This window comes from Achromobacter sp. ACM01, from assembly GCF_014851745.1.
Classification (GTDB): Bacteria; Pseudomonadota; Gammaproteobacteria; order Burkholderiales; family Burkholderiaceae_B; genus Achromobacter; species Achromobacter aegrifaciens.
Window position 1 is genome coordinate 648321 of sequence record NZ_JACVAF010000001.1, and the last position, 19486, is coordinate 667806.

Here is a 19486-nt window from a genome sequence, read left to right on the forward strand (position 1 = left end):
CCGTCGGTCTACAACTGGATCGCAGACAGATCCGGACGCCGCAGGTGCCAGTCGGTGGCCGCCTGGAATGCCATGCCGATGCGGCCCAGCGCGTCTTCGCCATTGGGCTTGCCCAGCAGCTGCACGCCGATGGGCATGCCGTCCGCGGCAAAGCCGGCGGGCAGCGCCAGGCCCGAGGCATTGACGTAATTGCCGGGACGGGTGAAGGCGGCCAGCGGCGTGGCGGCCTCGTCCACGTCTTCCAGCGGGCAGGCGGCAAACGGCAGGCAGGGCGCGAGGACCGCGTCGTAGTCGCGCATCCAGTCCAGCCAGGCCTGGCAGGCGCGGGCGTGGGCTTGCAGCGCCAGCACGTAGTCGGCGGCGCTGGTCTGCTTGCCGCCCAGCACGCGGGCGCGCACGTAGCGGCCCAGCGGCAGGCTGTCGTCCTCGATGTAGTCGCGGTGCTGGGCGTAGGCTTCAGCGGCGATGATCAGGCCGTTGCGCAGCATCATGTCGTGGAAATCGAAGGGGAAGGGGGCTTCCACGCATTCCGCGCCCAGGTCGGTCAGCGCGCGCCGCGTGTCGTCCAGCGCGCCTTGCACCGCCGCGTCGATGGCGATCGGGTACTGCGCCTGCGGCATGACGGCGATGCGCGTGCCGGCCAGCGGCTTGGCGCCCGCGCGCAGATCGCGGTAGCGGTAGGCGGGTATGCCTCGCGTCACGGGATCGCGCGGGTCGGGTCCGGACATGGCTGCGGTCAGCAGTAGCGCGTCGCGGGTGTCGCGGGTCAGCGGGCCGATGGAATCCAGTGTGTGGGACAGCGCCACCGCGCCGTACAGGCTGATGAGGCCGCGCGTGGTTTTCAGGCCGGTGATGCCGTTGAGCGCGGCGGGAATGCGTACCGAGCCGCCTGTGTCCGAACCCAGCGCGGCGGGCGCCAGGCCCGCGGCCACCGCCACGCCCGAGCCGCTGGACGAACCGCCGGGAATGCGGGCGCGCACCAGGTCCCAGGGGTTGCGCGGCGTGCCCATGACGGGGTTGGTGCCCCAGCCGCCGAAGGCGAATTCGACCATGTGGGTCTTGCCCAGCACCACCATGCCGGCGTCGATCAGGCGGGTCACGGCGGTGGCGGTGGTGGCGCTGCGGCGCTCGCGCCAGGCTTGCGAGCCGGCGGTGGTGACCTGGCCTTCGATATCGCACAGATCCTTGACCGCGACGGGCAGGCCGTCCAGCGGACCGAGCAGGCCATAGCCGGCGCGGCGGCGCGCGTCGGCGGCTTCGGCCAGGCGCAGCGCGCCCTCGCGGTCGACGCTGACGTAGGCGCCCAGCGCCGGGTTGGCGCGGTCGATGCGGTCCAGGTAATGCCGCGCCAGCTCCACCGAACTGTAGCGGCCTTCGGCCAGGCCCTGCGCAAGTTCGCCGAGCGTGGCAAATGCAATGTCAGACATGTTTTCCTCGGGTGATGTCAGCGCGGCGCGCGGGCTGCCGCGCGCCGCCTTCCTGCTTGCGCGATCAGCGCTTGTTCCAGTCGGGGGCGGGGTAGACGGGTTTTTGCGTGGCCACGTCGGCCGGCCAGACCGGGACCATGCCCTTGCCCGGCAGCAGCTGCACCACGGGGAAGGGCATCAAGAGCTGCTTGCCCGTCTCGTCGATGGCGTAGGGGCCGGCCATGACGGTGAGCTTGCCCGACAGGTCCAGCGATGCCTTCTTCAGCGCGGCGGCGTCGGTGCTGCCGGCTTGCTTGACGATCTCCTCGGTCAGCGCGCCCGCGCCATAGGCCAGAGCAGTCTGGAAATCGGGCGGGAACTCGGCCTTGGGGAAGCGCTGGTCATAGGCGGCGGCGAACTGCTCGCGCGTCAGGCCGGCGTTGACCTTCCAGTTGATCGCGGGGTGGTAGTTGGTGTGGCTGTAGATGTAGTTGGAGTCCGCGCCGATGGCCTGGAATTGCGGCGTCGACGCATACACCATGAAGACATACGGGAAGTTGATATCCAGCTGCTTCATCTGGCGCGTCATGCTGATCAGATCGCCCTCGTAGGAGGTCGGCACCAGCGCCTCGGCTCCGGCCGCACGGGCCTTCTGCAGGATCGTGCTGAAGTCCTTCTGGCCCTTGGGGTACTTCTCGAACAGCACCACTTCCATGCCGTTCTTGGCGGCCTGCTCCTTGCCGCCTTCGGCCAGGCCCGCCGGGAACGGTTCGTCCGAATACAGCAGCGCGACCTTCTTCACGCCCTGCTTGGCGGCCAGTTCCATGTTCGCGCGCAGCATCGCCGACACCGGCATCTGCGTACCCGACACCATGTTCTTGAAGCCTTGCTTGTACAGGTCGTCGCTGGCGGCGGACCAGACCATCATGTACTTGCCCAGGCGTTCGGTCACCGTGGCGGCCGCGGCGGTCAGGGTGGAGCCGAAGGGCGCGAACACCAGATCCACTTTTTCATCGACAATCAGGCGTTCGTAAACGCGGGTCACCATCTGCTTGTCGCTGCGGTCGTCCAGCTTGACCAGCTCGACGGGGTATTTCTTGCCTTTGACTTCGATGCCGCCGCGGCGGTTGACGTCGTCGACCCACAGTTCGACGCCGCGCACGCCCGACTGCGAGGCGAGCGCGAAACTGCCGGTCGACGATACGGTCATGCCGACGCGGATCTTGTCCGAGGTCTGGGCGGCGCCCAGGGCAGGGGTCAGGGCGGCGACGGCGAGGGCCAGCGCCGGTATGCGGGACAGCCAGGGTCTAGCGTGCATGGGAGGTCTCCTATCGTTTTTGGTATGCGGCCCCGCGTTCCGTGGCGGACCATCGGACACAGGCCATATGTTGAGCAATGTTTGCTCAACATGCGAGATAGCGTATAACAAATAGGCATGGAGCGCACGCCTTGAATAAATTGAATTACCGACAGACCGAAATGTTGTGGGCCATCGTCATGGCCGGGTCCATCAGCGGCGCCGCGCGGCTGCTGAATATTTCCCAGCCGGCGGTCAGCCGGATGCTGGCGCATACGGAAAAAGCCATGGGGGTGACGCTCTTCGAGCGGGTTCGCGGCAAGCTCAGGCCGACCTCGCAAGTGCAGAGCCTGTTTGAGGAAATCGAGAAAACGCAGCGCATGATGCAGCGCGTCAACGATCTGGCCGACGCGCTGGCGGAGCACGGCACGGGGGTGCTGCGGTTGGCGTCGATTCCCAGCCTGGCTCAGTTCCTGGTGCCGCGCGCCGTGGCGCGTTTCCAGCAGCGCCATCCCGAGCTGCTGTTGCGCCTGAACACGACGGCGCTGCCCACGCTGATCACCGACGTGTTGCAGGGCGAGGCCGAGCTGGGCTTGGTGGTGATGCAGGCAGACCACCCTTTCCTGACGTCCCAGCCGTTGCATGTGGGGAAGATGGTGGCCGCCATACCCAGGGCGCATCCGCTGGCAGCTCGTGCCGAGGTGAGCCTGGCCGATCTGTCGCCGCATCCGCACATCGTGGTGGGGACGCGCATGCCCTTCGGCATGCTGGTGCTGGGCGCCTTCGAGCAGGCGGGCCTGCCGTGCCGCATGTGCGCCGACGTGCCATGGAGCCAGCTGGCCTGCGCCCTGGTGAATGCCGGGGTGGGCATTGCCATCGTGGATGAGTTCACGGTCATGCAGAACACCATGCCGGACGTGGTCATCGTGCCGCTGGCCGAGCGCATTCCCCTGAATATCTCGGCCGTCTATGCCAGCAACCGCGAGCCCTCGGCCATCGCCCTGGAGTTCATCAAGGAGCTGCGCGGGGTGCTTGTCGAGGCCTTTCCTGCCGAAAATAAGGGTTAGTCCTTAACTTGCAGTTATGGTTTGAACTGTTCATAATCGCCTCCAAATAAAGCGGCCGTCCAACCCGGAAACGGCCCGGAGGAAGACATATGAGCAGCAGTCCCGTCCTGGCGGCGGGCGCCGCCTCGCATCGCGCGCAGGATCAGCGCGCAATGCGGTTGCGCACCCGCATCGCCATCATCGTCTTTGCCGGCCTGGCCGCGGGCCTGGCTCTGATTCCGATGGCCACGTCGAACATCTCGTTCGCGTTCTACCTGATGTTGTGGATCACCATGGCCAGCGCCATGAACATCTGCGTCGGCTTCACCGGCTATCTGCCGTTCGGCTACGTGGTGTTCTACGGCGTGGGTTCGTACGCCACCGGCATTTGCTACAAGATCCTGGGCTGGCCCATCCTGCCGTCGCTGCTGGCGGCGGGCGGCGTGGGCGTGGCGATCGCGCTGCTGCTGGCGCCCACGCTGCGCTTGCGCGGGGTGTACTTCGGCATCGTGAGCCTGGCGCTGGCCACCATCGTCAAGCTGATCATCTCCAACCTGCCGCAGTCCTTCACCGGCGGCAGCATGGGCATCATCCTGTCCAATGCCAACAACCCCACGCATAGCTACTACGCCATGCTGGCGGTGATGGGCGCCACCCTTGCCACCGTCACCTGGCTGTCGGTGTCCAGCCTGGGCCGCGCGCTCAAGGCCATTCGCGACGACGACGGCGCGGCCGCCTGCGTCGGCATCCACGTGCCCAACACCCGCCTCAAGGCCTGGCTGCTGGCCGCGCTGTTCCCGGCGCTGGCTGGCGGCATCGAGGCCTGGTACACGAACGTGGTGGATCCGGAGTACGCCTTCCACGTGCTGATCACCGCCAAGAGCATCATCTACGCGATGGCGGGCGGCTTCGGCACCATCCTCGGACCAGTCGTCGGCACGCTGGCGCTACTGGGCATCGACCACATGATCTGGCAGAAATTCCCGGTGGTGAACCTGCTGCTGCTGGGCCTGATCATCGTGCTGCTGATGCTGTTCCTGCCGCGCGGCATCGTCGGCAGCCTGATCAAACGCAAGCCGCAATTGCGCCGCTACATCGCCTGAGGAACCGCCATGACCGGACTGATTATCCAAGGGCTGATCAACGGCCTGATCCTGGGCGCCATCTACGGCCTGATCGGCGTGGGGCTGAACGTGATCTTCGGCGTGCTGCGCGTGGTCAACTTCGCGCACGGCGAATTCCTGGTGCTGGGCGCGTACTTCGCCTTCTATCTGATGGAGTACGCCGGCATCAATCCGCTGGTGGCGCTGCCGCTGGCCTTCGCCGCATTCTTCCTGGCGGGCTACTTGCTGTACTTCGTGCTGATTCCGCGCTTGTCCAAGGCGGACGATCCCGAGATCAGCTCGCTGCTGCTGATGTTCGGCGTGTCCATCATGCTGGGCGCCATCATGCTGCTGGTGTTCGACGCCGACGCGCGTTCGTTGCCCTATGAGATCGAGCCCGTGTTCCTGAAATTCGGGCCGGTGCTGATCCCGACCGTGCGCCTCCTGGCGCTGGTGATCGCCCTGGCCATCATCGGAGCGCTGACGGTGTTCCTGTACCGCAGCCAGCTGGGCAAGGCGCTGCGCGCCATCATCATGAACCGCGACGCGGTGCGCATCGTGGGCATCAACGCCGAATGCCTGTCGGCCGTGGCCTTCGGCCTGGGCATCGGCCTGGCCGCCGCCAGCGGCGTGCTGGTGGCGATGGTGTTTCCAGCGTTCTCGCCGTTCATGGGCAACGACTACACGCTGATCGGCTTCATCGTCATCGTGCTGGGCGGGCTGGGCCATCCGGTGGGCGCCCTGGTCGGCGCGCTGCTGTTCGGCGTCACGGAGCAGGTCTCGGTGGTGTTCTTCAATCCTTCCATTGCCACCATCTGCGGCTTTGCGCTCATGGTCGCCACCATCTTCATCCGGCCCAGCGGACTCTTCGGCCGCCAGGCGCTGCGCTAACAGGAGCCGGACACATGTTGAAAGTCAGCAATCTCAAGAAGCGCTTCGGCGGGCTGGTCGCCTTGCAGGGCGTGGACCTGGACGTGCCGCGCGGCTCCATCCTGGGCGTCATCGGCATGAACGGGTCAGGCAAGACCACCATGCTCAACTGCATCAACGGCATCTACACGCCGGACGAGGGCCGTATCGAGCTCGACGGCCAGAACATCGCCGGCAAGCAGATCCACGAAGTCGCGCGGCTGGGCGTGGGCCGCACCTTCCAGGTGCCGCGCATCTTCCGGCAGCTGACCCTGCTGGACAATCTGGAGGTCGCGCAGCAGCAGACCGGCCGCAGCGCCGACGAGCGTTACGCCCAATCCGAATACTGGCTGCACAAGGTAGAGCTGCACCGGCTGCGCCACAACTACGCCGAGGAGCTGTCCGGCGGACAGCAGAAGCTGGTGGAACTGGCGCGCATCATGGTGGCGCGACCCAAGGTGGTGTTGCTGGACGAGCCTTTCGCGGGCGTCAATCCGGCGCTGGCGCAACTGCTGATCTCGGTCATCCGCGAACTGCCGGGCGAGCACGACTGCTCGGTGGTGCTGGTGTCGCACGACCTGACCTCGATCTACCAGCTGTCCCACCACATCATCGTCATGAACGAAGGCGCCATCCTGAGCCAGGGCAACGCCGAGCAAGTGCGCGCCGACCCCCGCGTGGTCGAAGCCTATCTGGGAGCCTGACATGAGCACGTCGATACTCGCGCTGGAAGACGTGACCGTGGCCTACCACGGCGACATCACCATCCTGAACCACGTCAACATCCAGGCGCGCGCGGGCAAGGTGACGGGCGTCATCGGCCCCAATGGCGCCGGCAAGTCCACGGTGTTGAAGACCATGTTCGGCTTCCTGCCGCCGCGCACCGGCCGCATCACGCTGCGCGGCGCGGACATCAGCGCCCAGCCCTCGCACGAGCGCGCCAGCAACGGCGTGGCCTTCGTGCCGCAGCACCGCAGCCTGTTTGGCGAATTGTCGGTGCACGACAACCTGCTGCTGGGCTGCTGGCCGTTCCGCAAGGACAAGGCTCGCGTGCGCCAGCGCATCGACTCCGTCTATGACCGCTTCCCGATCCTGGCGCAGAAGCGCGACGACCCCGTCTCCAGCATGAGCGGCGGACAGCAGCGTTTCGTGGAGTTCGGGCGGGCCTTGTTGATCGAGCCGTCCGTCATCCTGCTGGACGAGCCCACCGCCATGCTGGCGCCCAAGATCTCCAAGGAGATCTACACGCTGATCCGCGGCTTTGCCGACGAGGGCATGACGGTGGTGCTGGTGGACCAGAACGTGCGCCGCTGCGCCGAGGTGTCCGACTATATGTACATCCTGGAACTGGGTCGCAACAAGGCCGAGGGCGGGCGCGAAGCCTTCGACGACGGCGGCGGGTTGCGCGAGATGGTTGCGTCCTGGATGGATTACAAGATTGATTGACTGCGGGTCAGAGCGGTCGCCCCAGCCGCTTTTCGACCTCGCGCTTTTTCCATTGGTTCGGAGTCACCAAGGTAGCCGATAGGACGGCGCAGCGATACGACAGGGGCACGACAGCGGGGCGACGGACACCCAGGCTCAGTGTTTCAGCGTCCAATCGTCCAGCCGCAACCCGGGCACGCGGGAAAATTCACGCGTGTTGTTCGTAACAAGTACCAGGCCGCGCGAGTGGGTGTGGCCGGCGATCATGGCGTCGTAGGGGCCGATGGGCGTTCCGGCGCGCGCCAGTTCCGCGCGAAGCTGACCGGAATCTGCTGCCGCGTCATGGTCATAGTCGAGCACTTCCAGGCGCTTCAGGAAGCCGTCGACCACGGCGTGATTGCGGGTGGGGGCGGCGGACTTTTCCGCGCCATAAGCGAGCTCCATGGCGGTGATCGCGCTGATACATAACTGGCCCTGCCGTCGGTTGAACGCCTGCTTCACTGCGTCGGGCTTGTTCTTGATGGCAAAGATGCAGGTATTCGTGTCCAGCACGAACTTCAGCGGCATGAGCGGCCTCCTGCCCTGTCCACGGGTTGATCGCGGTCGTTGAGAAAGTCGGCAGTGACGGACTCGCCTGCGAACCAGGAGTCCCAGGACGTGTCGGCGGGTGCGGGCGCCGGCGCCGGCGTTTGCCGTTGGTTGATGGCGACGATGTACCCCAGTGCCGGACTGGCTGGCCGGGCGGCGGTTTTGTGCCGGCCTGCTGGGCGGCCATGGGAAGTTTTATAGATGGATTCTGATTTCATGGCGCTCTCCTCGACTGATGTATGGCGCCCGCCTTTTATAGCGCGCCGCATGTCTCCCGCCTATGACGGCTTACCGCAGGTCGCTGCGAGCCTAGTGCGGCTTCGGCTGGGTTCCGTGCTGTTGCGGGTGGCGGCAAGGCCGCGCAGATCCGGCCCGTGGCATCGCCGCCACGCCCGCCGGGCTTTGCATTTTTTGACGATCCGGCACGACCCGCCTTGCGCTAATCTGGCTGCGCCATCATCCCCAAGGCGAGGCCCATGCCATGACCTTTCTCGCAAGCGCCAACCTGCTGCGCCGCCGCGACGGGCACGAAGCCCGCGTCACTTTCGTCGAGCTGTTCTTCGATCTGGTGTACGTCTTCGCGGTCACCCAGATCTCCCACGGTCTGCTGCATGATCTGACCTTGTTGGGCGCGCTCCACTCCCTGGTGCTGTGGTTCGCCGTCTGGCTTGGTTGGCAATACACCTGCTGGGTCACGAATTGGTTCGATCCCGACGCCGTGCCCATGCGCATCATGCTGTTCGCCGTGATGCTGGCCGGCCTGGTCTTTGGCGCCGCCCTGCCGGGCGCGTTCGGCGCCACGGGGCTGGTGTTCGCCGTCAGCTACGCACTGATCCAGGTGGGACGCACGCTATTCATCGTGCTGCACCTGGGGCCTGCGCATCCGCTGGCGCCCAACTTCCGCCGCATGCTGGCGTGGCTGTGCGTGTCGGCGGTCTTGTGGATTGCGGGCGGACTGTCCCAGGACGGCACGCGGCTGGCGCTGTGGGCGCTGGCGGTGGCCTGCGAGTATCTGTCGCCCATGATCGGCTTTCGGTTTCCCGGCCTGGGGCGTTCCGCGACCAGCGAATGGACGATCGAGGGCGGCCACCTGGCCGAGCGCTGCCAGCTGTTCGTCATCGTGGCGCTGGGCGAAACCCTGCTCATCACCGGCGCCACGCTGGCAGGCCTGGAGCGCTGGAACGCGCCCGCGCTGATCGCGTTGCTGGCGGCTTTCCTGGGCACGGCCGCCATGTGGTGGGTGTACTTCGACACCAGCAGCCGTGACGGCAGCGAGGCCATCGTGCATAGCGACGATCCAGGCCGCATCGGCGCCTGGTTCCACTATGTGCACGTCATCCTGATCGCCGGCGTGATCGTGTCCGCCGTGGCCAACGAACTCGTCATATTGCATCCGGACGGGCGCATCGCCATGCCGGCGGCCGCCGCGCTGATCGGTGGCCCGGCGCTATACCTGGCGGGCAACGGTATTTACAAGACAGTGGTCTACGGCCGCTTCCCGCTGTCGCACGTAGTGGGGCTGGTGCTGCTGGCCGTGCTGGCGCCCGTGGCCTTTGTGACCGACAACCTCATGGTGGGCGGTTTGACCACGTTGATCATGATTCTGGTGGCGGCGTGGGAGAGCGTGTCGCGGCGCAGGGCGCATGCCGGCGTTCCGCAAGGAATCGCGGAGTAGCGTCAATCCCGTGAGGGCCGGAGGGCTGCCCCAGAGGGAGCCGTTGGATGCCCCCGTGGAGCTGGCAGGCGGCGGCTTTCAGCAAAGCCGCCGCGCGGCTCAGATCAGGCCGCGTATCCCTGCAATGCCGTGCGCGCCGTGGCGCAGCGCCTGCGATACGGTCTGGGTGGACTGGCCGCCCAGCGCGAACACCGGGATGCCGGCGTCGCGATTGCCCGCGACGAAGCCTTCCCAACCCAGCGTCGCCGCGCCAGGGTGGCTGGGCGTGTCCAGCACGGGACCCAGTACCGCGAAGTCGGCGCCGAGTTCGCGTGCGTGGACGACCTGGGCATTGTCGTGGGCCGACACGCCGACCAGCGCGCCCGCGGGGAGTTCAGGGCGCGCCGTGAGCTTGGCGGCATCGGCCGCGCGCAGATGCACGCCATCGGCCTCGCGCCACCAGGCGGCGGGATGGATGCTGTTGACCAGCAGCCGGGCGCCCGCGGCGCGGCAGCGCTTCTGCACCTGTTGCAGCACTTCATGCAGCGAAGGCGAGGCCACGCCGTCCGGCCATTGCGGTTCGCGCAGCTGCACCAGCTTGACGCCGCGCGCCAGAGCCGCTTCCAGACGGCCCAGGAACGCGGCCACGCCGGCACGGGAACCCACGGAGCTGATGCCGTAGGACGTGGGCAACTGCAGCCAGCGCAGCGGGGGCAGGGTGGCGGGCAACAGATCTCCCACCGATGCGGCCTGCGCAGGGGCGACCCATTCCAGGCGCTGGTTTTCCAGGCTGCGCGGTTCGCCCTCCCAGCCGGTGACGTGGCAGAACGCCAGGCGCACCGTGGTGTGGGGGTAGGCATGCACGTAGGTGACCCAGGGGCGCGACTGCGTGACGCGGATGCCGATTTCTTCCTGCAGTTCGCGCGCCAGGGCTTCCAGCACGGTTTCGCCGGGTTCGAGCTTGCCGCCGGGCAGCTCCCACCAGCCCGCCCAGGGCTTGCCTTCGGGGCGCTGTCCCAGCAGCAGCATGCCGTCCGGACGCAGGATCAGGCCGGCGGCGACGTCGACGATCTTTTCAGACATGACGGGCTGCCCAGTCGCGCGCGAACTGGTACGCCACGCGGCCAGAACGCGAGCCGCGCTCGATCGTCCATTGCAGCGCCTCGGTGCGCGAGGGTTCGATCTGCGCTTCCGGGCAGCCCAGCTCGCGCAGCCAGTGGTAGACGATGTCCAGATAGTCGTCCTGCTTGAAGGGGTAGAACGACAGCCACAGGCCGAAGCGTTCGGACAGCGAGATCTTTTCCTCGACGGTTTCGCCGGGGTGGATCTCGCCGTCGGGCTGATGCTTGGCCGCCAGGTTCTCGCTCATGTATTCCGGCATCAGGTGGCGCCGGTTGGACGTTGCATAGATCAGCACGTTGTCGCCCGAGGCCGACACCGACCCGTCCAGCACCGACTTCAGCGCCTTGTAGCCGGCCTCGCCTTCCTCGAAAGAGAGGTCGTCGCAGAACACAATAAAGCGTTCGGGACGGGAGGCGACCAGCTCGACGATGTCGGCCAGGTCGCCGAGGTCGGACTTGTCCACTTCGATCAGGCGCAGCCCGCGGTCGCCATAGGCGGCCAGCATGGCCTTGACCAGCGAACTCTTGCCAGTGCCGCGGGCGCCGGTCATGAGCACGTTGTTGGCCGGCTTCTTTTCCAGGAACTGCAGGGTGTTGCGATCGATGATGCCCTTCTGGCGCTCGATGTGCTGCAGGTCCGCCATGTCGATGCGCGCGACGTGGCGTACGGCGTCCAGCCAACCGCGCGCGCCGCGCTTGCGCCAGCGGTAGGCGTGGGCGGTCCAGTCGATTTCGGGCGTTGCGGGCGGAAGCCAGGCTTCCAGCTGCGCCAGCACGCGCTCGGCGCGCTGGATAAGGGTGGAGAACTCGGTTGCGGTCACGTCTGAAGTCCCGGAAGTTTCGGATCAGGAGCGGTAGTCGGCGTTGATCGACACGTATTCGTGCGAGAAGTCGCAGGTGTAGACCGTGTCGCTGACCTGGCCGCGGCCCAGGGCGATGCGCACCTGGATCTCGGCCTGCTTCATCACGCGCTGGCCGTCGGCTTCCTGGTAGGCGGGGTTACGGCCGCCGTCCTTGGCCACCAGCACATCGTCCAGCCACAGGCGGATGTTGGACACGTCCAGGTCGTCGATCCCGGCGTAGCCCACTGCGGCCAGGATGCGGCCCAGGTTGGGGTCCGAGGCGAAGAAGGCGGTCTTGACCAGCGGCGAGTGGGCGACGGCGTACGCCACCTTCAGCGCTTCCTCGGTGGTGCCGGCCTCTTCGACGCGGATGGTTATGAACTTGGTGGCGCCTTCGGCGTCGCGCACGATCTTGGTCGCCAGTTCCAGCGCGGCGGCCGTCAGGGCTGCGCGCACGGCGGCGTAGGCCGGATCGGATTCGGCGTTCACTTCGACGCCCGACTTGCCGGTGGCGGCGATGATGAAGGAGTCGTTGGTGGAGGTGTCGCCGTCGACCGTGATGCGGTTGAACGAGGCGTCGGCGATTTCGCCGGCCAGCTTGGACAGCAGCGGCTGGGCGATGCCGGCGTCGGTCGCCAGGAAGCTCAGCATGGTGGCCATGTTGGGCCGGATCATGCCGGCGCCCTTGCTGATACCGGTGAAGGTGACGGTCTTGCCGTCGATCTGCACCTTGGCGGACGAGATCTTCGGCAGGGTGTCGGTCGTCATGATGCCGTGGGCGGCGCTGAACCAGTGGTCGGCGCCCAGGTCGGCGATGGCGGCGGGCAGGCCGGCCACCAGGCGGTCCAGCGGCAGCGGCTCCAGGATGACGCCGGTGGAGAAGGGCAGGACTTCGGCCGCGGGTACGCCCAGCAGCTTGCCGAGCGCGGCGCAGGTGTCCTTGGCTTTTTGCAGGCCTTCTTCGCCGGTGCCGGCGTTGGCGTTGCCGGTGTTGATGACCAGCGCGCTGATCGGGCCGCCGGCGGCCAGGTGGGCCTGGCAGACCTGCACCGGCGCGGCGCAGAAGCGGTTGCGCGTGAACACGCCGGCCACGCTGGTGCCCTGCGCGAAGCGGAACACGGTCAGGTCGCGTCGGTTGGCTTTGCGGATGCCGGCCTCGGTAACGCCGATTTCAACGCCGGCAACAGGAAAAATTTCGGACTCGGAGGGGATCTGCAGATTAACGGCCATGACTTCGTCTCATGTATGAGCAGGACGGAATCGCCGCCAGGCGAGGCGGCGCGCGGGGGAAAGCTTCGTATTATCCCACCGGATTGGGACAGCGTCCGGTCAGGGGCCGATCCGCATGGCCGCGACGTCCAGCACGCCGGCCTCGCGGTTGCCCAGCACGCTGCGCACGGCGCCGTCCGGGGACTGCAGCACCGACTTGCCCGCCGGCACGTCCTCGCCGCCCGCGCGCCGCGCCGAACGTCCGCGCGACGGCGAGAACAGCAGGTCGCCGGGCTGGGCGCCGGGCAGGCTAGGGTTGGCGGCCAGCACCCGGGTGCCGGGCTGGTAGGTCATGTCGCCCAGTACGGTCTCGCGCGCCAGCAGGCCTTCGAAATCCAGCATGCGGCGCTGGCTGTCCAGCTGCATGTCCACCTTCAGCATGGGCATGCGCCCCACCTCCAGCGCCTCGCTGCCTTCGGTGCGCAGCAGCCAGCGCGGCGCGTCGGCGGCGCTGCCGCCATTGATGACCTTCAGCCAGGCGCCGGGCGGCACGGGCTGCTGGTTCAGGGTATTGCCGATGGCCAGATGGCAACTGGCAAAGCGCGGGCGGCCATCGTGCAGCACGAATTCAAGGCGGTGCCCATGCGCGCACAGCCAGCCGTCCTGCGCCTGGTCGCGCGCGATCTCCACCGACAGGGTCTCGGCCTGCTTGCTGCTGGCCGGGTAGCGGAACATGCGCGTGGCCGCGACGCCCTGGATGGAGGCGGGGTTGCTTTCGGGGAAGACGGCGAGATCGAACGATGCCAGATCGCCTGGCTTGGCCAGGCTGAGCACGGTGCCGGCCGGCATCTCCACTCCCGCCAATTGGGTGGACTGGGCCAGCACGGTCTTGCGGTCGGCGTCGGCCTGGGCGCTTTGCCGGGCCGAGAACCACAGGCTGAACTGCTGATAGGGAAAGATGGCGCCGACGATGGCAAGCAGGGCCATCAGGACGGCGCCGCCACGCCGGTGGCCGCCAAGCCATTCCCGGGCGCTGGACGTGGTGGCCAGCACGGCCAGCCAGGTCAGCAGCGTGGCCAGGCAGGCCAGCGAAGCTGCCATCAGCACGTAGAAATTACCGCCAGGAAGAGAAACCGGAATCATGGCGGCAATTATGCGCCAATCCGCAGGCGGACATGGGCGCCTGCGGGCGTTCAGTTCTTGGCGGATTCGGAGCGGGTCGCCACCACTTGCAGCTTGAGTTCGCCCAGGGCCTGGAACAGCGCGTTGCGGGTGCTTTCGGGCAGGTCGCCGAACATGGACTTGACCCAGGATTCGTGGGCGCGGGCCATGCGGGAGAAGCTCTTCTTGCCCAGCGGCGTAAGTTTGATGAGCGAGCTGCGGCGGTCGGATTCGACCTTGGTGCGCACCACCAGGCCTTCTTTTTCGAGCTGGTCGGTGATGCCGGTGATATTGCCGTTGGTGACCATCATGTGGCGCGACAGTTCGCCCATCTTCATGCCCTTGGGCGCGCGCTGCAATTGCGCCATCAGGTCAAAGCGCGGCAAGGTCGTGTCGAACTCATTGCGCAGGCGGCTGCGGATCTCGCTCTCGACGAGATTGGCGCAGGTCAGCATGCGCAGCCACAGGCGCAGCGCATGGTGATCGTCGGGCGCTGCGCGGGATTCCAGGTCGGGGGTGTCGGTCATGGCTATGGAAATTACCGGGAATGAGGGGCGGGCGCCAGATGCTGTCGATCAAGGATCGTCAGGCGGGCCGCGGCGTTGCCGGCGGCGCGCTTCTTGAGTATCGGCGGGATGTCGGGTACTGTCGCGCGAACGTCGCGCCGGGTATCCGGCACGGCGCGTTCATAGTTTGGGTGGAGGGTAACCATGGCGGTAGCTTATTAGTAAAAACCCTTTGGTAAAAACCCTAGACTTGTTTTGCCGAATACTTTAAACCTAAACTATGAAGCACGCCAGCCTTGGCTGTGCTGCACGAAGTTTTTCGAATCGCGATTTCAAAAAAGAACACCCTCTGCGCGGGCTCGCGCACGGAGCACACCACCATGCGTTTGATCACTTCCCTTCTGGCCGCCGCCGCCCTGGTGCCGGCACTGGCCGGCGCCGACACCATCAAGGTCGGCATCGCCAACGACATCTCCGGTCCGTTCTCCGCCCTGGGCGCCGAAGCCCGCGACGGCTTCAACCTGGCCATCAAGCAACTGGGCAGCAAGCTGGGCGGGCAGCCCGCCGAATTCGTGCAGACCGACATGGGCGGCAACCCCGACCAGGCCCGCCAACTGGTGACGCGCTACATCCAGCGCGACAAGGTCGATTTCTTCACCGGCCCCATCGGCTCGAACGTGGCGCTGGCCGTGGGCCCCGCGCTGTTCGCGGCCAAGGTGCCGTACCTGTCGAACAACCCCGGCCCCAGCCAGTTTGCCGGTGCGCAGTGCAATGCGTACTGGTTCGGCACGTCCTACCAGAACGACGCCTTCCACGAAGCGGCCGGCAAGGTTGCGGCGGATCGCGGCTTCAAGAAGATGTTCATCATGGCCCCGGACTATCCGGCCGGCAAGGATGCGCTCAACGGCTTCAAGCGCGGCTACAAGACCGCCCCGGGCGACGAGGTCTACACCAAGCTCGGCCAGATCGACTACGCCGCAGAGTTGGCGCAGATCCGCGCCGCCAAGCCGGACGCCGTCTATATCTTCCTGCCGGGCGGCATGGGCATCAACTTCGTCAAGCAGTTCGTCTCGACCGGCCTGTCGCAAAGCGTCAAGCTGATCGGCCCGGGCTTCTCGGCCGACGAGGACGTGATCCAGGCCGTGGGCGAACCCATGCTGGGCATGTACAACACGGCGCAGTGGGCGCATGACCTGGACGTGCCGCAGAACAAGGCCTTCGTCGAAGCCTTCCGCAAGGAATACAACGGCCGCTACCCCTCGGTGTACGCTGCCCAGGCCTACGACGTGATCATGGCCATGGACGCTGCCGTCAAGCAGGCCGGCGGCAAGGCCTCCGACCGCGAAGCCATCGTGCGCGCGCTTGAAAAAGCCGACTACCCCTCGGTGCGCGGCAGCTTCACTTACGGCAAGAACCACTATCCCATCCAGTCTTATTACCTGCGTGTCGTCGACAAGGACGGCAGCGGCCGCATTACCAACAAGCTGGTGGGCAAGGTGTTCGACAAGTACCAGGACGTCTACGTCGGCGAATGTAAGCTGTAGAGGGAAAGACCCACCCCCGAAGCGCTGCGCGCTTCCCCCTCAAGGGGGCATGCCTGCGGACCGGCGAAGCCGGCTCCGCGGCATCCGGGTCGGGTGACACCGCTGCATGCGCCGTGCCTGGTGCGCGGACGCGATGCGCAATCAGATGGCTCTATTGATTAGGCCGCGAACCAGGCCATCGGCACTTCGCGGCAGGGGGAAGTCTTCATGACGTTTACGCTGATCGTCGAGCAATTGCTGAACGGTCTGCAGTTTGGGTTGATGTTGTTTCTGATCGCGGCCGGGCTGACCCTGGTGTTCGGCATCATGGACATCATGAATCTGGCTCACGGCTCGCTCTACATGGCCGGCGCCTATGTCGCCGCCGAAACCATGCAGCGCACAGGTTCATTCACCGCTGCCGTCCTGGTGGCGGCAGTCGCCACCGGCATCGTCGGCGTGGTGCTGGAACTCACGCTGATCCGCCGCCTGGCGCTGCGCGACCACCTGGCCCAGGTGCTGGGCACCTATGCCGTCATCCTCATCGCCAACGATCTGGTCAAGATGATCTGGGGGCCGGCCCCCGTCATGCTGAACATGCCGGCCGCGCTGTCCGGCCCGGTCCGGCTGCTGCCCGATCTGCTCTATCCCGCCTACCGCCTGATGATCATCGTGTTCGGTGTGGCCGCCGCCGCGGGCCTGTACTGGTTCGTGACGCGCACCCGTGCGGGCGTGCTGGTGCGGGCAGGGGCGTCCAACCGCCAGATGGCCACCCTGATGGGCGTGCGCGTGCCGCTGCTGTTCCTGGGCGTATTCGTGCTGGGCGCCATGCTGGCCGCCGTGGCCGGCGCCTTGCTCGGCCCGATCACGTCGGTACAGGTGGGCATGGGCGAGGAAATCCTGATCCTGGTGCTGGTATGCATCGTGATCGGCGGCATCGGATCGATTCGCGGCGCCTTTGTCGGCGCACTGTTGGTGGGCATGGTGGATACGGCGGGGCGGGCCTTCCTGCCCATGCTGCTGCGCCAGGTCTTTTCCCCGGCCGTGGCCTCCAGCGTCGGACCGACGCTGGCCGCCATCGCCATTTATGTATTGATGGCGGCAGTGCTGGTGTTCCGGCCCTCCGGCTTGTTTCCGGCGCGGGGTTGAGCATGAAATCCATGATCTGGACCGTGGTCCTGCTGGCCGCGCTGGCCGTATTCCCCCTGGTCGCGCCGGCGTTGGGCCTGGACTTTTACATTTCCTTCGTGCGGCGCGTGCTGATCTATGCGCTGGCCGCGACCAGCCTGAACCTGATCCTGGGCTATGGCGGCATGGTGGCGCTGGGACACGCGGCGTTCTTCGGCGCGGGCGCGTACGCGGTCGGCATCCTGGCCATGTCGGGCGTGACGTCCGCCCTGATCGTCTGGCCCGTGGCCATGCTGCTGGCGGCGGTGCTGGCCTGCATCACGGGGGCGATTTCGCTGCGCACCCGCGGCGTGTACTTCATCATGATCACGCTGGCCTTCGCGCAGATGCTGTTCTACATCTTCATCTCGCTGCGGCAGTACGGCGGCGAGGACGGGCTGAACCTGCCGGGCTACTCCAGCCTGCCGGGCATCGACCTGGCCAATGACGTCAGCTTCTATTACCTGGTGCTGGCGCTGTTCGCGCTGATCATGTGGGTGTTCGGCCGCGTGGTGACCTCGCGCTTTGGCACCGCCCTGCAAGGCATACGCGAAAACGAATCGCGCATGGAATCCATGGGTTATCCGGTCTATCGCATCAAGCTGATGGCCTTCACGCTGAGCGGCGCGGTGGCCGGCCTGGCCGGCGCGTTGCTGGCCAACCATAATCTCTTCATCTCGCCCAGCCTGATGCACTGGACCCAGTCGGCCAACCTGCTGATCATGGTGCTGGTGGGCGGCATCGGCCTGCGCTATGGCGGCGTGGCGGGCGCCGTGGTCATGCTGACCCTGGAGGAAGTGCTGCGCCTGTGGACCGAATATTGGCACCTGCCCCTGGGCGTGCTGCTGCTGTGCGTGGTGTTCGGCGCGCCGCGCGGCCTGGTCGGGCTGTTCGGCCCCTTGTTCAGCGGCCGCGCCGCTGCCACCCAATCCGGCAAGGCGGGATCATGAACGCAGCTGTAACGCCGGCCCTGCAGGCCACGGGACTGGTGCGCCGCTTCGGCGCGCTGGTCGCCACCGACAATGTGTCGCTGTCCCTGAACCCGGGCGAGATCCATGCCCTCATCGGCCCCAATGGCGCGGGCAAGTCGACGCTGATCCATCTGCTGTCCGGCACGTTGACGGCTGACTCGGGCAAGCTGACGGTAGGCGGACGCGACGTCACCAGCATGAACGCCCATCAGCGAGTGGCTGCCGGGCTGTCGCGGTCGTACCAGATCACCAATATCTTCAAGCAATCCTCCGTGCTGGACAACCTGGTGCTGGCGGTGCAGGCGCATGCCGGCAGCAGCTTCCGCTTCTGGAAGCCGCGCGCCGCCGAATCGGCCCTGTACGAGCAGGCGCGCGAGCTGGCCCGGGAATGCGCCATCGACGCCAGCCTGCTGGAACGCCCGGCCGGCACCCTGCCGCACGGCGAACAGCGCAAGGTCGAATTCGCGCTGGCCCTGGCCGCACGGCCTGCCGTCCTGCTGCTGGACGAACCCATGGCGGGCATGGGGCCCGACGAAACCGTGCGCCTGACCGAATTGATCGAATCCATGCGGGGCCGAGCCGCCATGCTGCTGGTCGAACACGACATGCAGGCGGTGTTCCGCCTGGCCGACCGCCTGTCGGTGCTGGTCTACGGTCGCGTCATCGCGACCGGCACCCCCGACGAAATCCGCGCCAACCCGGAAGTGCGGCAAGCCTACCTGGGCGACGAGGAGACCGCGTGATGCTGACCATCGAATCCGCCAAGAGCGGTTACGGCGCCAGCCAGGTGCTGTTCGGCGTGGACCTGCAAATCGGCGCGGGCCAGGTCGTGACCTTGCTGGGCCGCAATGGCATGGGCAAGACCACGCTGCTGCGCACCTTGTTCGGCCAGTTGCCCCTGCGCGGCGGCAAGATCCAGTTCGCGGGCCAGGACATCAGCGGCTGGAGTCCGGACCGCATCGCCCGGGTCGGCATGGCCATCGTGCCGGAAGGGCGGCAGTGCTTCCCGAACCTGACGGTGCGCGAGCACCTGACGGCCTTCGTTGCCGCCCGCAACCCGGACATCGGCGAACCCTGGACGCCGGAGCGCGTTTTCGAACTCTTTCCCCGCCTGCACGAACGCGCCCGCAACATGGGTAACCAGCTCTCGGGCGGCGAACAGCAGATGCTGGCCATCGGCCGGGCGCTGGTCACCAATCCGCGGCTGCTGATCCTGGACGAGGCCACCGAAGGCCTGGCGCCCAAGATCCGCGAGGAAATCTGGAATTGCCTGGCGCGCCTGCGCCAGGCCGGGCAGACTATCCTGGTCATCGACAAATACGTCGAACGGCTGCTGAGCCTGGCGGACCGCCACGTGATCCTGGAGCGCGGCAAGGTCGTCTGGACGGGGGACTCCCAGGCCCTGGACGCGGATCGCGGCCTCTGGGAACGCTATCTGGGCGTGTAGCAAGAAAGCTGCAATGTAAACAGGCAAACGCTGCCGGTCGTGAAATAAAAAGCAATAAATCGATATTTACATTGCAGTAGTGCAACTTAGGACGCCCGAGCGTCTTACAAG

At 66.5% G+C, this 19486-nt stretch carries 19 protein-coding genes; 11 read left to right on the forward strand and 8 right to left on the reverse strand.

Translation table 11 applies throughout. From position 1 onward, the window contains the following. Positions 1-8: 8 nt before the first annotated feature. Both IB268_RS03085 and IB268_RS03090 read right to left on the reverse strand, forming a co-directional pair. Entirely contained in the window at positions 9-1427 is a 1419-nt protein-coding gene (locus IB268_RS03085; protein ID WP_192353789.1) for an amidase, read from the reverse strand. 64 nt (positions 1428-1491) lie between these two features. Further along, complete coding sequence (locus IB268_RS03090) at positions 1492-2724, reverse strand: amino acid ABC transporter substrate-binding protein (RefSeq protein ID WP_054459264.1); 1233 nt, start codon at positions 2722-2724, stop codon at positions 1492-1494. 161 nt (positions 2725-2885) lie between these two features. Here IB268_RS03090 and IB268_RS03095 point away from each other — a divergent pair, with 161 nt between their 5' ends. From IB268_RS03095 to IB268_RS03115, 5 genes are all read left to right on the forward strand, one after another. Then, a complete protein-coding gene (locus IB268_RS03095; protein WP_192353055.1) occupies positions 2886-3770 on the forward strand; it encodes a LysR family transcriptional regulator in 885 nt (294 codons plus the stop codon). 89 nt (positions 3771-3859) lie between these two features. After that, a complete protein-coding gene (locus tag IB268_RS03100) occupies positions 3860-4852 on the forward strand; it encodes a branched-chain amino acid ABC transporter permease (RefSeq protein ID WP_054459260.1) in 993 nt (330 codons plus the stop codon). 9 nt (positions 4853-4861) lie between these two features. Continuing rightward, on the forward strand, positions 4862-5743 hold the full coding sequence (locus tag IB268_RS03105; RefSeq protein ID WP_192353790.1) for a branched-chain amino acid ABC transporter permease: 882 nt from the start codon (positions 4862-4864) through the stop codon (positions 5741-5743). A gap of 14 nt (positions 5744-5757) precedes the next feature. Further along, the gene (locus IB268_RS03110; protein WP_054459256.1) at positions 5758-6465 is read left to right on the forward strand and encodes an ABC transporter ATP-binding protein; all 708 of its coding nucleotides are present in this window, start codon (positions 5758-5760) and stop codon (positions 6463-6465) included. Between the two features lies 1 nt (position 6466). Then, positions 6467-7207 (forward strand): ABC transporter ATP-binding protein, encoded by a 741-nt coding sequence (locus IB268_RS03115; RefSeq protein WP_054459254.1) that lies wholly within the window; start codon positions 6467-6469, stop codon positions 7205-7207. A 135-nt stretch (positions 7208-7342) separates the two neighbouring features. On the opposite strand, the gene vapC is transcribed toward IB268_RS03115, so the two are convergent. Next, the gene (gene vapC, locus IB268_RS03120) at positions 7343-7753 is read right to left on the reverse strand and encodes a tRNA(fMet)-specific endonuclease VapC (protein WP_192353791.1); all 411 of its coding nucleotides are present in this window, start codon (positions 7751-7753) and stop codon (positions 7343-7345) included. Positions 7754-8255: 502 nt separating this feature from the next. On the opposite strand from vapC, the gene IB268_RS03125 reads away from it, so the two are divergent. After that, the gene (locus IB268_RS03125) at positions 8256-9449 is read left to right on the forward strand and encodes a low temperature requirement protein A (RefSeq protein ID WP_054459250.1); all 1194 of its coding nucleotides are present in this window, start codon (positions 8256-8258) and stop codon (positions 9447-9449) included. A 99-nt stretch (positions 9450-9548) separates the two neighbouring features. On the opposite strand, the gene IB268_RS03130 is transcribed toward IB268_RS03125, so the two are convergent. The 5 genes from IB268_RS03130 to IB268_RS03150 form a co-directional block, all read right to left on the reverse strand. Beyond that, the gene (locus tag IB268_RS03130) at positions 9549-10511 is read right to left on the reverse strand and encodes a Nudix family hydrolase (protein ID WP_119451845.1); all 963 of its coding nucleotides are present in this window, start codon (positions 10509-10511) and stop codon (positions 9549-9551) included. Continuing rightward, entirely contained in the window at positions 10504-11370 is an 867-nt protein-coding gene (locus IB268_RS03135; protein ID WP_054459246.1) for an ATP-binding protein, read from the reverse strand. The genes IB268_RS03130 and IB268_RS03135 overlap by 8 nt, the downstream gene beginning before the upstream one ends. Positions 11371-11394: 24 nt before the next feature. Beyond that, positions 11395-12621: a bifunctional glutamate N-acetyltransferase/amino-acid acetyltransferase ArgJ gene (gene argJ / locus IB268_RS03140; RefSeq protein WP_192353792.1), complete on the reverse strand. Its 1227-nt coding sequence runs from the start codon at positions 12619-12621 to the stop codon at positions 11395-11397. 99 nt (positions 12622-12720) lie between these two features. Beyond that, the gene (locus tag IB268_RS03145; protein ID WP_192353793.1) at positions 12721-13743 is read right to left on the reverse strand and encodes a hypothetical protein; all 1023 of its coding nucleotides are present in this window, start codon (positions 13741-13743) and stop codon (positions 12721-12723) included. 50 nt (positions 13744-13793) lie between these two features. Continuing rightward, the gene (locus tag IB268_RS03150; RefSeq protein ID WP_054459239.1) at positions 13794-14288 is read right to left on the reverse strand and encodes a MarR family winged helix-turn-helix transcriptional regulator; all 495 of its coding nucleotides are present in this window, start codon (positions 14286-14288) and stop codon (positions 13794-13796) included. Positions 14289-14647: 359 nt separating this feature from the next. On the opposite strand from IB268_RS03150, the gene IB268_RS03155 reads away from it, so the two are divergent. From IB268_RS03155 to IB268_RS03175, 5 genes are all read left to right on the forward strand, one after another. Further along, on the forward strand, positions 14648-15811 hold the full coding sequence (locus IB268_RS03155; protein WP_054459234.1) for an ABC transporter substrate-binding protein: 1164 nt from the start codon (positions 14648-14650) through the stop codon (positions 15809-15811). A gap of 207 nt (positions 15812-16018) precedes the next feature. Then, on the forward strand, positions 16019-16939 hold the full coding sequence (locus tag IB268_RS03160) for a branched-chain amino acid ABC transporter permease (RefSeq protein WP_013391329.1): 921 nt from the start codon (positions 16019-16021) through the stop codon (positions 16937-16939). Between the two features lie 2 nt (positions 16940-16941). After that, a complete protein-coding gene (locus IB268_RS03165) occupies positions 16942-17907 on the forward strand; it encodes a branched-chain amino acid ABC transporter permease (protein WP_054459232.1) in 966 nt (321 codons plus the stop codon). Next, positions 17904-18671, forward strand: a complete 768-nt coding sequence (locus tag IB268_RS03170) for an ABC transporter ATP-binding protein (protein ID WP_054459230.1) — start codon at positions 17904-17906, stop codon at positions 18669-18671. Before IB268_RS03165 ends, IB268_RS03170 begins: the two co-directional genes overlap by 4 nt. Then, positions 18671-19375: an ABC transporter ATP-binding protein gene (locus IB268_RS03175; protein WP_059373986.1), complete on the forward strand. Its 705-nt coding sequence runs from the start codon at positions 18671-18673 to the stop codon at positions 19373-19375. The genes IB268_RS03170 and IB268_RS03175 overlap by 1 nt, the downstream gene beginning before the upstream one ends. Positions 19376-19486: the final 111 nt, after the last annotated feature.

Bases quoted from the DNA above. Each gene is read 5' to 3' on its own strand.
- IB268_RS03085 (WP_192353789.1), bottom strand. From the start codon at position 1,427: ATGTCTGACATTGCATTTGCCACGCTCGGCGAACTTGCGCAGGGCCTG.
- IB268_RS03090 (WP_054459264.1), bottom strand. From the start codon at position 2,724: ATGCACGCTAGACCCTGGCTGTCCCGCATACCGGCGCTGGCCCTCGCC.
- IB268_RS03095 (WP_192353055.1), top strand. From the start codon at position 2,886: ATGTTGTGGGCCATCGTCATGGCCGGGTCCATCAGCGGCGCCGCGCGG.
- IB268_RS03100 (WP_054459260.1), top strand. From the start codon at position 3,860: ATGAGCAGCAGTCCCGTCCTGGCGGCGGGCGCCGCCTCGCATCGCGCG.
- IB268_RS03105 (WP_192353790.1), top strand. From the start codon at position 4,862: ATGACCGGACTGATTATCCAAGGGCTGATCAACGGCCTGATCCTGGGC.
- IB268_RS03110 (WP_054459256.1), top strand. From the start codon at position 5,758: ATGTTGAAAGTCAGCAATCTCAAGAAGCGCTTCGGCGGGCTGGTCGCC.
- IB268_RS03115 (WP_054459254.1), top strand. From the start codon at position 6,467: ATGAGCACGTCGATACTCGCGCTGGAAGACGTGACCGTGGCCTACCAC.
- vapC (WP_192353791.1), bottom strand. From the start codon at position 7,753: ATGCCGCTGAAGTTCGTGCTGGACACGAATACCTGCATCTTTGCCATC.
- IB268_RS03125 (WP_054459250.1), top strand. From the start codon at position 8,256: ATGACCTTTCTCGCAAGCGCCAACCTGCTGCGCCGCCGCGACGGGCAC.
- IB268_RS03130 (WP_119451845.1), bottom strand. From the start codon at position 10,511: ATGTCTGAAAAGATCGTCGACGTCGCCGCCGGCCTGATCCTGCGTCCG.
- argJ (WP_192353792.1), bottom strand. From the start codon at position 12,621: ATGGCCGTTAATCTGCAGATCCCCTCCGAGTCCGAAATTTTTCCTGTT.
- IB268_RS03145 (WP_192353793.1), bottom strand. From the start codon at position 13,743: ATGATTCCGGTTTCTCTTCCTGGCGGTAATTTCTACGTGCTGATGGCA.
- IB268_RS03150 (WP_054459239.1), bottom strand. From the start codon at position 14,288: ATGACCGACACCCCCGACCTGGAATCCCGCGCAGCGCCCGACGATCAC.
- IB268_RS03155 (WP_054459234.1), top strand. From the start codon at position 14,648: ATGCGTTTGATCACTTCCCTTCTGGCCGCCGCCGCCCTGGTGCCGGCA.
- IB268_RS03160 (WP_013391329.1), top strand. From the start codon at position 16,019: ATGACGTTTACGCTGATCGTCGAGCAATTGCTGAACGGTCTGCAGTTT.
- IB268_RS03165 (WP_054459232.1), top strand. From the start codon at position 16,942: ATGAAATCCATGATCTGGACCGTGGTCCTGCTGGCCGCGCTGGCCGTA.
- IB268_RS03170 (WP_054459230.1), top strand. From the start codon at position 17,904: ATGAACGCAGCTGTAACGCCGGCCCTGCAGGCCACGGGACTGGTGCGC.
- IB268_RS03175 (WP_059373986.1), top strand. From the start codon at position 18,671: ATGCTGACCATCGAATCCGCCAAGAGCGGTTACGGCGCCAGCCAGGTG.